A 12,674-nucleotide genomic window follows, 5' to 3' on the forward strand; every position below is an offset into this window, starting at 1 on the left:
CGGTTCAGCCCCTGTTCTCGTCCAGCGCGGTGAGTGTGTCGCGCAGCCCCTGGTGCACATCCTCGTACACCTCGATGTGCGCGTGCACCGGCAGCTCGTCCGCGTCCCCCAGCCGCTCAACCGCGGCGTCGACCTCAGCATTCCCCGTCGCGGCGACGGTGACCCCCAGCGGCTGCGGCTCAGCCGTTGTGCCGGTCGCCGCGGGCGCGTCCTCCGGACGCTCCCCGCCGGGAGCCTCCTGGGGCGGAGCGTCCGGTGTGCCCTGCGCCGCCACCAGGTCCCGGGCCCAGACCGGGGTGGACTCACTCATCGCCGGCCCCTCGTGGCGTGCCGGCCTGCTCGGTGCCGCCGTCGGCCGCCGCGCGCTTGGCGGGTGCCGGCTTCTTCGCGGGCGCGGACTTCTTCGCGGCCGCACCGGTCGTGGTGGCCGGGGTCCGCGAAGTGGCGGGATTCGCCGTCTTCGCGGGCGCGGCCGTCTTCGTCGCGGCGGACTTCCTGGCCGGCGCGGCCTTCTTGGCCCGCGGCGTCGTCTTCCTGGCCGCGGTGGTCCTCCGCGCGGTGGTGCCCGCGGTCGACTTCCTGGCCGGGGCGGCCTGGCCCGAGGCGGCCCCCGATGCGGCCGTCCCGGTCGTCGGAGCCGCCGCCGAGGCGTCCGTGGACGCGGCCGCCGGCGCGGCGGACTGCGCGGACGGCGTCACCTTCGTGGCGGCCGCCTTCTTCGCGGGCGCGGCCTTCTTGGCTTGCGCCGTCGTCTGCTTGGCCGTGGTGGTCTTCCGCGCGGTGGTGGCACCCGCGGTCGCCTTCTTGGCGGTGGCCTTCTTGGCGGTGGTCTTCTTCGCCGCGGTCTTCGCGGTGGTCTTCTTCGCCGGGGCGGCCTCGCCCGAGGCGGCCGTCCCGGTCGCCGTCGTGCTCGCGGGGGCAGCGGAAGCCGCGGGCGGTGCGGCCTTCTTGGCCGCCGTCTTCTTCGCGGGCGCGGCCTTCTTGGCGGGCGCCGTCTTCTTCGCCGCGGGTGCGGTCTTCTTCGCCGGTGCGGTCTTCTTGGCGGCGGGCGCGGCCTTCTTCGCCGTTCCGGACGCCGCGGGCCGTCCGGGCGCGGGCTTGTCCGTGTCCACGCGGACGTGCTCGACGGTCGGGGACGGTGCCGGTTCGGACGGCGGCGGGGAGGGCTCCGCGGCCTTCGGCGTCTCCAGGTTGCGGATGCGCCGTTCCAGGGACTCCAGGACCACGCCGACCTTGGTGACCTCGTCGGCGATCCGCCCCACGCGGCCGACCGCCTTGTCGACCTCCTCGCGGACGAGGCCCACGAGCAGGTCGCGGTTGGCCCGTCCGGTGGCCATCAGCTCGTCGGCGAGGGTCTGCACCTCGGCGGGCACGGCCGAGCCGAGCCGCTGCTGGAGGCCTCCGACGTCGATCCCCGCCTGGTCGAACAGGTCCCTGGCCGCGTCGACCGTGCGGCGCCGGGTGGCCTCGGTCAGGCCGCCCGCGATCTGCAGACAGGTACGCAGCGCGTCCCGCATCGCTCTCACTCCTCGCCTCGCCGTCGTCCGCATATGTGCGACGTGCGTCCGACGCTACCGCCTCCGGCCGCCGCGTCCCGTTGACGGTGCCTGCGGTACGGTCATCCGGACGCAACCCACGACGAGGGACGACCGCACGATGGCCACCATCGAGGAGTGCCGCGACGCGCTCGACCGCTTCTCGGCGACCCTCTCGGGCGCCGAGGGCGACGCCGGGGCCGCCGCGGCCCTCGACCGCTCGCTGAGCTGCCGCATCACCGATCTCGACACGACGTTCGTCGGCCGGCTGGCCGACGGCCGCATCCAGGACGTGGTCGCGGTGCCCGGCACCCCCGAGGACAAGGCCCAGATCCGGCTGTCGATGACCGGCGACGACCTGCTCGCGATGGTCGGCGGCCGGCTGCACTTCGCGAAGGCCTGGGGCAGCGGCCGCGTCAAGGTGCAGGCGAGTCTGCGGGACGTGCTGCGGCTGCGGTCGCTGCTGTAGCGGGGTCGCCCGCGGGCGTGTCGGCGGCCCGCCGGGCCGCGGGGATCACCAGCGGGGTCCCGCTCTCCGGGTCGTCGATGATCCGGCACGGCACGCCGAAGACCCGCTCGACGAGGTCCGCGGTGAGGATCTCCGCGGGTGGGCCCTGCGCCTCGATCCGCCCGTCGCGCATGGCGATCAGGTGGGTGGCGTAGCGCGCGGCCTGGTTGAGGTCGTGCAGGACCGCGACGAGGGTGCGGCCGCGCTGCTCGTGGAGTTCGGCGCACAGGTCGAGGACGTCGATCTGGTGCTGGATGTCGAGGTAGGTGGTCGGCTCGTCGAGGAGCAGCAGGGGGGTCTGCTGGGCCAGGGCCATGGCGATCCACACGCGCTGCCGCTGCCCGCCGGACAGTTCGTCCACCGGTCGGTCGGCGAGCGCCTGTACGCCGGTGGCGGACATCGACTCGTCGACGATCCGCTCGTCCTCGGCGGACCACTGGCGCAGCAGTCCCTGGTGCGGGTACCGGCCGCGGGCGACCAGTCCGGCGACGGTGATGCCGTCGGGGGCCACCGAGCTCTGCGGGAGCAGGCCGAGGGTCCGGGCCACGGTCCTGGCCGGCAGCGAGCCGATCGCCTGCCCGTCCAGCAGCACCCGGCCCTGCTGGGGCTTCAGCAGCCGCGACAGGGCGCGCAACAGGGTGGATTTACCACAGGCGTTGGGGCCGACGATGACCGTGAACGACTGGTCGGGGATGTCGACGGACAGGTCCTCGGCGACGGTCCGCCGGTCGTAGGCGAGCGTCACGGACTCGGCGACGAGGCGCTGCCGCGTGGCCGGCTGCTCGGGCCGGTGAGTCGACTTGTCGTTGTCGCGCGTCATGCGGGTGTTCTCCTGGGGGTGGTGACGTCGTGTCGGCAAAGCGCTCATTTCGTACGCGCGTTCCTCTCCGTACCGCGTTCCTCGTCGGACCGCGTACCGCTCGGGCGGGCGTGCGTTCCCGTCGGGCGGCGCGGGGTCATATCCGGCCGGCCCGCCGTTCGGCGACGAGCAGCCACAGCAGGTAGCCGCCGCCGAGGACGCCGGTGGCGACGCCGACGGGGACCTGCCCGGACCCGAAGGCGCGCTGCGCCGCGAGGTCGGCGGTGACCAGCAGGGTCGCGCCCATGAGGGCGGAGGGCAGCAGCCCGGCTCCGGGCGACCGCGTGAGGCGGCGGGCCAGTTGGGGGGCGGTGAGGGCGACGAAGGCGACGGGTCCGGCGGCGGCGGTGGCGGAGGCGGTGAGCAGGACGGCGGCGAGGACCGCGGTCAGCCGGACCCGTTCGACGCGGACTCCGAGCCCTCGGGCGGTGTCGTCGCCCATCTCGGTGAGGCGCAGCGCAGGCCCCTGCCACAGCAGCAGCGGCACCAGCACGGCGCAGGCCCCGAGCAGCGGCCACACCTGGTCCCAGTCGCGCCCGTCGAGCGAGCCGGTGAGCCAGACCACCGATCGGGCGGCGTCGACGAAGTCGGCCTTGACCAGCAGGTAGCTGTTGACGGCGGAGAGCACCGCGGAGGCGCCGATACCGACCAGGACGAGCCGGTAGCCGTGCACGCCGCGCTTCCACGCCAGCAGGTACACGGCGAGTCCGGTGAGCAGCCCGCCCGCCACCGAGCCGGCCGCCACCTCGTTCGCATCGCCCTTGAGCAGCACGATGACGACGAGCGCGCCGGCCGCCGAGCCCTGCCCGAAGCCGATGACGTCGGGACTGCCGAGCGGGTTGCGGGCCACACTCTGGAACGCGGCGCCGGCCGTGCCGAGCGCGGCGCCGGCGAGCAGTGCCACGGCGACCCTCGGCAGCCTGAGGTCACGGACCACGAACTCCTGGGCGGCGGTGCCGTGTCCGGTCAGGGTGCGCAGCACGTCGGCCGGGGCGATCCGGAAGTCGCCGGTGCCGATGAGGACGACGGAGACGGCGAGCGCGGCGGCGAGCAGGGCGGCGCACACCAGGGCGGCCCGTGCGTCGCACCGCACGGACAGTCCGCCGGGGGCGCGGAGTGCCGTGATCCGCGCGGCCGTTGGCGTCTTCGCGCGCCCTGCGGCCTCCGACGTCCCGGCGGCGTGGGGCGTGGCGGGTGTGCGCGTCACAGCTCGGCCATCCTTCGGCGCCGGACGAGGGCGATGAACACCGGTCCGCCGAGGACGGCGGTGACGATGCCGACCTGGAGTTCCGCGGGGCGGGCGACGAGGCGTCCGACGACGTCGGAGCCGAGCAGCAGCACGGGGGACAGGACGGCGGTGTACGGCAGGATCCACCGCATGTCGGGGCCGGTGATGCCGCGTACGACGTGCGGGACCATCAGGCCGACGAACACGATCGGCCCGCACGCGGCGGTCGCCGCGCCGCACAGCAGGGTGACGGCGAGCATCACCAGGGCGCGGGTGCGGGCCAGTCCGGCGCCGAGGGCGCGCGCGGTGTCGTCGCCGAGGGCGACGGCGTTGAGGGAGCGGGCGGCGCCGAGCGCGATCAGGGTGCCGGCCGCGAGGAAGGGCGCGACCTGCCGGACGGTGCTCATGTCGGCGGCGGCGAGGGAGCCGACCTGCCAGAAGCGCATGCGGTCCAGGGCGGCGTGGTCGGTGAGTTCGACGGCGCTGGTCCAGCCCTGGAGCAGGGCGGTGACCGCGGTGCCGGCGAGGGCCAGCCGTACCGGGGTGGCGGACCTGCTGCCGCCGACCGCGTAGACGAGCACGGATATCGCGGCGGCCCCGGCGAGTGCCCACCACACGTACCCGGTGGTGCTGCCGACGCCGAAGAAGCTCATCGCCGAGACGACGGCGGCCGCGGCGCCCGCGTTGACGCCGAGGAGTCCGGGGTCGGCCAGCGGGTTGCGGGTCAGCGCCTGCATGGCCGCGCCGGCCATCCCCAGCGCGGCACCCACCAGCAGTCCCAGCAGGGTTCTGGGCAGCCGGAGTTCGCGGACCACCACGTCGTCGTCGGTGCCGCTGGGGTGGAACAGCCCGTGCCAGACCTGGCCGGCGGGGATGTCCTTGGCGCCGATGGCGATGCTGGCCACGACGACGGCCAGCAGGAGCCCAACGGCCAGCAGCAGCCCGGCGGTTCGCCGGGCGTTGGTGCGCGGCGGGCTGCCGTGCGGCAGCCCGGGGGCGGTCCCGGTGTCCCGGGCGGGCGGGGAGTGACGTTCGACCAACACGGGAGTTAGGTTAGCCTAACCTTGCCTACGCACCTTCGAGCAGAGCGGCAGCCCATGCACACCTCCCGTTCCACTTCCGTGTCCGGAACGTCCGCGTCACGACCGTCCGCGGCGGAAATGTCCCGCCGCGGCCTTCTCGCGGCCGGCGGCACCGTCGGCCTCGGCGCGCTGCTGGCCGCCTGCGGCGGCTCGTCCGGCTCCGGCGGCTCGGACGCGGCGGGCCCCAAGGGTTCCGGGACCGGGACGGCCACCACCCCGGCCGGCCCGTGGACGTTCACCGACGACCGCAAGCAGCAGGTGAAGCTCGACCGCACCCCCGCCCATCTCGTCGCCTACGTGGGCGCGGCCGCGGCCCTGCACGACTACGGCATCGAGTGCGCCGGCGTGTTCGGCCCCACGAAGCTCAAGGACGGCTCCGCCGACGCCCAGGCCGGCGACCTCGACGTCGCAAAGGTGACCGTCATCGGCAACACCTGGGGCGAGTTCTCGATCGAGAAGTACGCGGCCCTCTCCCCCGGGCTGCTGATCAGCCACATGTACCAGGCGCCGACGCTCTGGTACGTCCCCGACGAGAGCGCGAAGAAGATCCTGGCGATCGCCCCCAGCGTCGGCGTCGACGTCGCGGGCGTCCCGCTCACCACCCCGCTGCGGCGCTACGCCGAACTCGCCACGTCCCTGGGCGCCGACATGGCCTCGTCCGCCAACGCGGCCCAGAAGACCCGCTTCGAGAAGGCCTCCGCGGACCTGCGCGCCGCAGTGAAGGCCCACCCGGGCGTCAAGGTCATGGCCTGCTCGGGCGCCGCCGACGCGTTCTACGTCTCCACGCCCTCCTCCGCCGCCGACCTGACCTACTACCGCAGCCTCGGCGTGGACTTCATCGTCCCGAACAAGGTGCAGGGCGGCTTCTTCGAGACCCTCAGCTGGGAGAACGCCGACAAGTACCGGGCCGACGTCATGATGCTCGACAACCGGTCGGCGACGCTGCAGCCCAAGGACCTGGCGGGCAAGCCCACCTGGGCGCGGCTGCCCGCGGTCAAGGCCGGGCAGGTCCTCGGCTGGCCCAGCGAGCCGATCTTCTCGTACGGCAAGTGCGCCGCCCGGATCGAGGCCCTCACCCAGGCCATCACCTCGGCGAAGAAGGTGAGCTGACACCGTGCCGGAGCCGACCTACGCGTTCTTCCACCCGCGCGTCGTGGGCACCCGCCGCCTGTCGCCCACCATGCAGCGGATCGTACTGGGCGGCGACGACCTGGCCGGCGTCGTCAACGGCGGCCGCGACCAGCGGTTCAAGCTGTTCCTGCCGCACCCGGGCCAGGACGTCCCGGTCCTGCCCGACGTCCTCGACGCCGACTGGTACGCCCGCTGGAGGGGCCTCGACCCCGACGTCCGCGGCATCATGCGCACCTACACGATCCGCGGCACACGCCACGACCCGCCCGAGATCGACGTCGACTTCGCGCTGCACGGCGACCGCGGCCCCGCCTCCCGCTGGGCCACCCGGGCCGCCCCCGGCGACCCGGTCTCCATCCTGGCGCCCGTCACCGAGCACAACGGCGGCGTCGACTTCCAGCCGCCCCGCGGCACCGACTGGGTGCTGCTGACCGGCGACGAGACCGCGCTGCCCGCCATCGCCGGCATCCTGGACTGGCTGCCCCCCGGCATGCCCGCCAAGGTGTGGCTCCAGGCCGGCCACCGCGACGACCGCACGCCGCTGCCCACCAGGGCCGACGCGGACATCACCTGGCTGCTGCGGCCCGAGTCCCCCGTCGACGCGGTGCGGGCGGCGGCCCTGCCCTCGGGCACCCCCTACGCCTGGCTGGCCGGGGAGGCGTCCGCGGTCCGCGCCCTGCGCCGCCACCTGGTCGGCGAACGCGGCTTCGACCGCACGGCCGTCTGCTTCACCGGCTACTGGCGCCGAGGGACCACCGAGGACGACCTGCTGGCCGCCGCCGTGGCCGAGGCCGAGGCCTGACCGGCGGCAGCTCAGAAGCCGAGGCGGGACAGGGCCTTGCCGGCGTCGAGCCGGCAGGAGCCCTCGCCCGCCGCGGACCACGCCGCGGCGCACAGCGCCCGCAGCCCGTCCAGCGGCTCGCCGTCGCCCTCCAGCGCCAGCTCGTCACCCGCCGCCGAGGCGCTCCAGCCACCGCACGCGAACCCGCCGTCCGTACCGTCCCCGGCCCCGGTCACCTCCGGCTGCGCCGTCAGCAGGTCCCGCAGGTCGGCGCCGACATAGGTCGGCCGGTGCCGCGGCTCGGCCGCCAGCAGCGCGGCCGGCGTCGTCACGCCGGTCAGCACCAGCAGCGAGTCGACACCGCCGGCGAACGCCCCCTCGATGTCGGTGTCCAACCGGTCACCCACCACCAGCGGCCGCCGCGCGCCCGTCCTGATCACCGTCTCCCGGTGCATCGGCGGCAGCGGCTTCCCCGCGACCTGCGGCGCGGCGCCCGTGGCGATGCGGACGACCTCCACGGCGGCGCCGTTGCCCGGCGCGATGCCCCGGCCGCTCGGAATCGTCAGATCCGTGTTCGACGCGAACCACGGCACACCCGCGTTGACCGCGTACGCCATCTCCGCCAGCTGCGCCCAGCGCAGCTCCGGCGAGTAACCCTGCACCGCCGCGGCCGGCCCGTCCTCCGCCGACTCCACCGGCACCAGGCCGCGTTCCCGCAGCGCCTCCAGCAGCCCCTCGCCCCCCACGGTCAGCACCTTCGCACCGGCCGGCACCTGGTCGGCGATCAGCCGCGCCACCGCCTGCGCCGAGGTGATCACGTCCTCCGCGGCCGCCGGCACCCCGAGATCGGTGAGGTGCGCGGCGACCGTCCGCGGCGTGCGGGCCGCGTTGTTGGTGACGTACGCCAGCCGCATCCCCTGCGCGCGCGCCGCGGCCAGCGAGTCCACCGCGTGCGCGATCGCGTCGCCCCCCGCGTAGACCACTCCGTCCAGGTCCAGCAGCGCCGTGTCGTAGGCGGCGTCCAGCGGCTGCCCGCTGCCGTCCGGCCGGGTCCTGTGGGTCATGGCGGTTCGCTCTCCTCGTTTTGGCGACATGACGATGATCTCTCATGCCCGCGGCGGACGTAGCATGCGCGGATGACCTACTCCAGCACAGCCGCGGGATCCGGCCTGCGGCTGGCCCCCTTCAGGGGACTGCGCTACGTCCCGGGGCGCGTCGGGAGCCTGGCCGCCGTCACCTCGCCGCCGTACGACGTCGTCGTCCGACCCGACGGCCGGCGCCACCTGGAGACCGCCGACCCGCACAACGTGGTCCGGCTCATCCTCCCGGACGCCGCCACCGCGGACGCCCGGAACCGCAAGGCGGCCCGCACGCTGGCCGCGTGGCTGGACGAGGGCGTGCTCGCCGCCGACCCCCACCCCGCCGTCTACGTCTACGAGCAGCGCGACGGGGACCACCTGCAGCGCGGCGTCATCGGCGCGCTGCGGCTGAGCGGACCCGAACAGGGCGCGGTCCTGCCGCACGAGGACGTCATGCCGGGTCCGGTCGCCGACCGCGCCGCCCTGATGACCGCCACCCGCGCCAACCTCGAACCCCTGCTGCTGGTCTACCGCGACGGGGACGCGACGGCACGCGTCGTCGAGCGCACGGCAGCCGGCGCGCGACCGCTGCTGGCCACCACCACGGAGGACGGCGTCCGCCACCGGCTGTGGGCGCTCACCGACCCCGGCGACCTCGCGGCGATCGACGCCGACCTCGCCACCCGCCAGGCCCTCATCGCCGACGGCCACCACCGCTGGGCCACCTACCGCCGCCTGCAGGCCGAACACCGGCCGGGCGGCCCCTGGGACTACGGCCTGGTCCTGCTCGTCGACTCCGCCCGCTACCCGCTGCGGGTCAGGGCGATCCACCGGGTGCTGCCCGGGCTGCCGGTCGGGGCCGCGCTCGAGGCCGCGGGCGGCGCCTTCCGGGTGCGCGCCCTCGGCGCCTCGCTCGACACCGCGCTCGCCGCCCTCGCCGAGGCCGCCGCGGACGGCAACGCGTTCGTGCTCGCCGGCGACGGCTACCACCTGCTGGACCGGCCGGCACCGGACCGGATCGCGTCCGCCGTCCGCGCCGACCGCCCTCCGGCGTGGCGGCACCTGGACGCGACCGTGCTGCACCACCTGCTTTTGGACGAGGTCTGGCAGGTGCCCGACGCGCCCGAGCACATCCGCTACATCCACGACACGGGCGCGGCCGTCGAACTGGCCGAACGGCTGGGCGGCAGCGCGGTGCTGATGCACCCCGTGGACGAGCGGGTGGTGCTGGAACTGGCGCGGGACGGCGTGATGATGCCGCGCAAGTCCACGTCGTTCGGACCGAAACCGGCCAGCGGACTCGTCATGCGCGGACTGGACCTGGGCTGACACGCCGAGGGCGGCACCCGCGATGCGGATGCCGCCCTGTCCGGCCGCCCTGTCGACGTGGAGACGTGGAGACGTGGAGACACAGCGGCACCGGCACCCGGTGGGTGCCGGTGCCGCAGCGCCGGTCAGTCGTCCTCGCGCTCCGGCGTGGACGGCGCGCGGAACGGCGAGTCCAGGAACGAGGACGGGTCGTCCTCGTCCGTCAGGTCGTCGCCCGCGCCGCCCTTGTGGTCCGCGCGGACGTCGTCGGCGTCGCCCTGCTCGTCGTCATCGTCGTCGTCATCGTCGGAGTCGTCCGCATGGTCGGCGTCGTCGGAGTCGTCATCCTCGTCCGCGTCGTCATCCTCGTCGTCGGCGTCATCGACGTCGTCGGACTCATCGGCGTCGTCCTCATCGGCGTCGTCGTCGGGGTGCGCGGTCCGGGACGCGTCGGCAGCCGCCGCACCCGCGGCGGTGTCGGTGCCCTCCTCCGCGTCCTCGGCGAACGCGTCGACGAACTCCACGCCGTCGAGCTGCGCGAGGCGGTCGGAGGCGTCCGTGGTGCCGTTGTGGTCGGCCTCGGCCGCCTTGGCGAACCAGTCGCGGGCCTCGCTCTCGCGCCCGACGGCCAGCAGGGCGTCGGCGTACGCGTAACGCAGCCGCGCGGTCCACGGCTGCACCGTGTTGGACGCCAGCTCCGAGCTCTGCAGGGTGACCACGGCCGCCTCGGCCTGGCCCATGTCCTGCCGGGCGCCGGCGGCGACCAGCCGCATCTCCACCTGGCCGGCCTTGTCGAGCTTGTGCACCTCGGGCGCACCGGCCATCTCCAGGGCACGCTCGGGACGCCCGAGCCCGCGCTCGCAGTCCGCCATCACCGGCCACAGGTCGACGGTCCCGGTCATCCGGCGCGTCGCCCGGAACTCGGCCAGGGCCTCTCCGTAGCGCTCGGTGGCGTACGACGCGAAGCCGGCGGCCTCGCGCACGGCGGCCACACGGGACGCGAGCCGCAGGGCCACGCGCGAGTAGGCGTACGCCTGCTCGGGGTCCTCGTCGAGGAGGCGCGCGACCATGACGAGGTTGCGCGCGACGTCCTCGGCGAGAGTCTTCGGCAGGCTCATCAGCTCCTGACGGACGCTCGGGTCGATCTCCTGCCCGGTGACCTCCTCCGGGATCGGCAGGCGCTTGATCGGCTCGCGGTCGTCACGGCGCTCGTCCCTGCCACCGCGGCTCTCGAACCGGCCGCGGCCCTCGACGACGGGACGCCGGCCGTAGCCGCGCTCCCCACGGTCACGGTCGTCGCGGCGGGGGGCGCCGCGGTCGTCGTCGCGACGCGGACCGCGCGGGCGGTCGTCGCGACGCTCGTCACGGCGGAACCCACCGCGGTCGTCGTCACGGCGCGGACCATGCGGCCGGTCGTCACGGGGGCGGTCGTAGCGGGGACGGTCGTCACGGGGACGCTCGTCACGACGGTCGTCACGCGGACGGTCATCCCGACGGAAACCGCCACCCGACGGGCGGTCGTCACGACGGAAACCACCGGAGGGGCGGTCGTCACGACGGAAGCCAGCACCGGACGGACGGTCGGAGCGGTCATCACGCGGCCGGTCGTAACGCGGGCGATCGTCACGACGGTCATCCCGACGGAAACCACCGCGGTCATCACGCGGGCGGTCGTCACGGCGGAAACCACCGCGGTCGTCACGGGGACGCTCGTCACGACGGTCGTCACGCGGACGGTCATCGCGACGGAAACCACCCGACGGACGGTCGTCACGACGGGGGCCACCGGACGGACGGTCATCGCGGCGGAATCCACCACCGGACGGACGGTCGTCACGACGGGGGCCACCGGAGGGGCGGTCGTCACGACGGAAGCCACCACCGGACGGACGGTCGGAGCGGTCATCACGCGGCCGGTCGTAACGCGGGCGATCGTCACGACGGTCATCGCGACGGAAACCACCGCGGTCGTCGCGGGGACGCTCGTCACGACGGTCGTCACGCGGACGGTCATCCCGACGGAAACCACCGGACGGACGGTCGTCACGACGGGGGCCACCCGACGGGCGGTCATCGCGGCGGAAGCCACCACCGGAGGGGCGGTCATCGCGGCGGAAACCGCCACCGGACGGGCGGTCGTCACGACGGAAACCACCACCGGACGGGCGGTCGTCACGACGGGGGCCACCGGAGGGACGGTCGTCGCGGCGGAATCCACCACGATCGTCCCTGCGGGCGCCGCCGCCTGACCGGTCGTCACGCGGACGGTCGGTGCGGGGGCGGTCGTCACGACGGTCGTCACGGCGGGGACCACCGCGATCGTCGTCGCGACGCGGACCACGCGGGCGGTCGTCACGTCGGTCCTCACGGCGGTAACCGCCATCACGGGAATCCCGACGCTCCGGGCGCTCGGGCCGGTCTTCAGGTGAGTTGGACATCGACATGACTCCTGTCGGTTCGTACTGCTGCAGTGCAAGTCTCCCGCAGCGGCGGGGCCGGCGCGTCCTGGCGGACGGCGAAACAAATGCGGGGGAAAACAAAAGGACCCCCGATCCCAGCGCTCAGGCCAGGACCAGGGGTCCAGAAAGATTGTTCGGCGGCGTCCTACTCTCCCACAGGGTCCCCCCTGCAGTACCATCGGCGCTGAAAGGCTTAGCTTCCGGGTTCGGAATGTAACCGGGCGTTTCCCTAACGCTATGACCACCGAAACACTATCGGGCCGCCCCGCACGAAGCGGGACATCGACAGAGTCCGAGCGAACAAGCACACTTTTCAGTTGAGTGATCTGTTCACCGGTGCGACCGTTCGCAACCCGGGAACCAAACAGTGGACGCGTGCATATATGGACAAGCCCTCGGCCTATTAGTACCGGTCAGCTCCACACCTTACGGTGCTTCCACATCCGGCCTATCAACCCAGTCGTCTACTGGGAGCCTTACCCCATCAAGTGGGTGGGAGTCCTCATCTCGAAGCAGGCTTCCCGCTTAGATGCTTTCAGCGGTTATCCCTCCCGAACGTAGCCAACCAGCCATGCCCTTGGCAGGACAACTGGCACACCAGAGGTTCGTCCGTCCCGGTCCTCTCGTACTAGGGACAGCCCTTCTCAAGACTCCTGCGCGCGCAGCGGATAGGGACCGAACTGTCTCACGACGTTCTAAACCCA

At 73.9% G+C, this 12,674-nt stretch carries 11 protein-coding genes, 2 rRNA genes and 1 pseudogene; 5 read left to right on the forward strand and 9 right to left on the reverse strand.

The features are described 5' to 3' along the window. Positions 1–4: 4 nt before the first annotated feature. On the reverse strand, positions 5–310 hold the full coding sequence (locus BMW99_RS18545) for a hypothetical protein (RefSeq protein ID WP_075017178.1): 306 nt from the start codon (positions 308–310) through the stop codon (positions 5–7). Continuing rightward, complete coding sequence (locus BMW99_RS42690; protein ID WP_107451799.1) at positions 303–1,517, reverse strand: hypothetical protein; 1,215 nt, start codon at positions 1,515–1,517, stop codon at positions 303–305. The genes BMW99_RS18545 and BMW99_RS42690 overlap by 8 nt, the downstream gene beginning before the upstream one ends. A 139-nt stretch (positions 1,518–1,656) precedes the next feature. On the opposite strand from BMW99_RS42690, the gene BMW99_RS18555 reads away from it, so the two are divergent. Further along, complete coding sequence (locus tag BMW99_RS18555) at positions 1,657–2,004, forward strand: SCP2 sterol-binding domain-containing protein (protein WP_069467521.1); 348 nt, start codon at positions 1,657–1,659, stop codon at positions 2,002–2,004. Here the strand turns inward: BMW99_RS18555 and BMW99_RS18560 are convergent. The 3 genes from BMW99_RS18560 to BMW99_RS18570 form a co-directional block, all read right to left on the reverse strand. Then, entirely contained in the window at positions 1,952–2,863 is a 912-nt protein-coding gene (locus BMW99_RS18560; RefSeq protein ID WP_069467520.1) for an ABC transporter ATP-binding protein, read from the reverse strand. The two genes, BMW99_RS18555 and BMW99_RS18560, sit on opposite strands and share 53 nt — an antisense overlap. A 136-nt stretch (positions 2,864–2,999) precedes the next feature. After that, positions 3,000–4,109 carry a FecCD family ABC transporter permease gene (locus BMW99_RS18565; protein ID WP_079139112.1) on the reverse strand — a complete coding sequence of 370 codons (1,110 nt, stop codon included), beginning with the start codon at positions 4,107–4,109 and terminating at the stop codon, positions 3,000–3,002. Continuing rightward, the gene (locus BMW99_RS18570) at positions 4,106–5,119 is read right to left on the reverse strand and encodes a FecCD family ABC transporter permease (protein ID WP_069467523.1); all 1,014 of its coding nucleotides are present in this window, start codon (positions 5,117–5,119) and stop codon (positions 4,106–4,108) included. The genes BMW99_RS18565 and BMW99_RS18570 overlap by 4 nt, the downstream gene beginning before the upstream one ends. Positions 5,120–5,290: 171 nt before the next feature. Here BMW99_RS18570 and BMW99_RS18575 point away from each other — a divergent pair, with 171 nt between their 5' ends. Next, complete coding sequence (locus BMW99_RS18575) at positions 5,291–6,322, forward strand: ABC transporter substrate-binding protein (RefSeq protein WP_069467519.1); 1,032 nt, start codon at positions 5,291–5,293, stop codon at positions 6,320–6,322. Between the two features lie 4 nt (positions 6,323–6,326). Next, on the forward strand, positions 6,327–7,145 hold the full coding sequence (locus tag BMW99_RS18580; protein WP_069467518.1) for a siderophore-interacting protein: 819 nt from the start codon (positions 6,327–6,329) through the stop codon (positions 7,143–7,145). Between the two features lie 11 nt (positions 7,146–7,156). Here the strand turns inward: BMW99_RS18580 and BMW99_RS18585 are convergent, their stop codons facing one another. Continuing rightward, positions 7,157–8,188 (reverse strand): HAD-IIA family hydrolase, encoded by a 1,032-nt coding sequence (locus BMW99_RS18585; protein WP_176735777.1) that lies wholly within the window; start codon positions 8,186–8,188, stop codon positions 7,157–7,159. Positions 8,189–8,260: 72 nt separating this feature from the next. Here BMW99_RS18585 and BMW99_RS18590 point away from each other — a divergent pair, with 72 nt between their 5' ends. Next, positions 8,261–9,532, forward strand: coding sequence for a DUF1015 family protein (locus BMW99_RS18590; protein ID WP_069467516.1), 1,272 nt, complete (start codon positions 8,261–8,263; stop codon positions 9,530–9,532). 451 nt (positions 9,533–9,983) lie between these two features. On the opposite strand, the pseudogene BMW99_RS18595 reads toward BMW99_RS18590, so the two are convergent. Then, a pseudogene (locus BMW99_RS18595) lies at positions 9,984–10,629 on the reverse strand (hypothetical protein); the annotation flags it as partial. Positions 10,630–10,914: 285 nt separating this feature from the next. Here BMW99_RS18595 and BMW99_RS41370 point away from each other — a divergent pair. Further along, positions 10,915–11,760 (forward strand): hypothetical protein, encoded by an 846-nt coding sequence (locus BMW99_RS41370; protein WP_177226086.1) that lies wholly within the window; start codon positions 10,915–10,917, stop codon positions 11,758–11,760. Between the two features lie 342 nt (positions 11,761–12,102). Here the strand turns inward: BMW99_RS41370 and rrf are convergent. Next, positions 12,103–12,219, reverse strand: a 5S ribosomal RNA gene (gene rrf, locus BMW99_RS18600). A gap of 134 nt (positions 12,220–12,353) precedes the next feature. Continuing rightward, positions 12,354–12,674: ribosomal RNA gene (locus BMW99_RS18605) — 23S ribosomal RNA — on the reverse strand; the annotation flags it as partial.

It is taken from the genome of Actinacidiphila rubida (genome assembly GCF_900110255.1).
GTDB lineage: Bacteria > Actinomycetota > Actinomycetes > Streptomycetales > Streptomycetaceae > Actinacidiphila > Actinacidiphila rubida.

Coding starts and splice junctions, on each gene's coding strand:
- BMW99_RS18545 (WP_075017178.1), bottom strand. CDS start 310: ATGAGTGAGTCCACCCCGGTCTGGGCCCGGGACCTGGTGGCGGCGCAG.
- BMW99_RS42690 (WP_107451799.1), bottom strand. CDS start 1,517: ATGCGGGACGCGCTGCGTACCTGTCTGCAGATCGCGGGCGGCCTGACC.
- BMW99_RS18555 (WP_069467521.1), top strand. CDS start 1,657: ATGGCCACCATCGAGGAGTGCCGCGACGCGCTCGACCGCTTCTCGGCG.
- BMW99_RS18560 (WP_069467520.1), bottom strand. CDS start 2,863: ATGACGCGCGACAACGACAAGTCGACTCACCGGCCCGAGCAGCCGGCC.
- BMW99_RS18575 (WP_069467519.1), top strand. CDS start 5,291: ATGTCCCGCCGCGGCCTTCTCGCGGCCGGCGGCACCGTCGGCCTCGGC.
- BMW99_RS18585 (WP_176735777.1), bottom strand. CDS start 8,188: ATGACCCACAGGACCCGGCCGGACGGCAGCGGGCAGCCGCTGGACGCC.
- BMW99_RS18590 (WP_069467516.1), top strand. CDS start 8,261: ATGACCTACTCCAGCACAGCCGCGGGATCCGGCCTGCGGCTGGCCCCC.
- BMW99_RS41370 (WP_177226086.1), top strand. CDS start 10,915: ATGCGGCCGGTCGTCACGGGGGCGGTCGTAGCGGGGACGGTCGTCACG.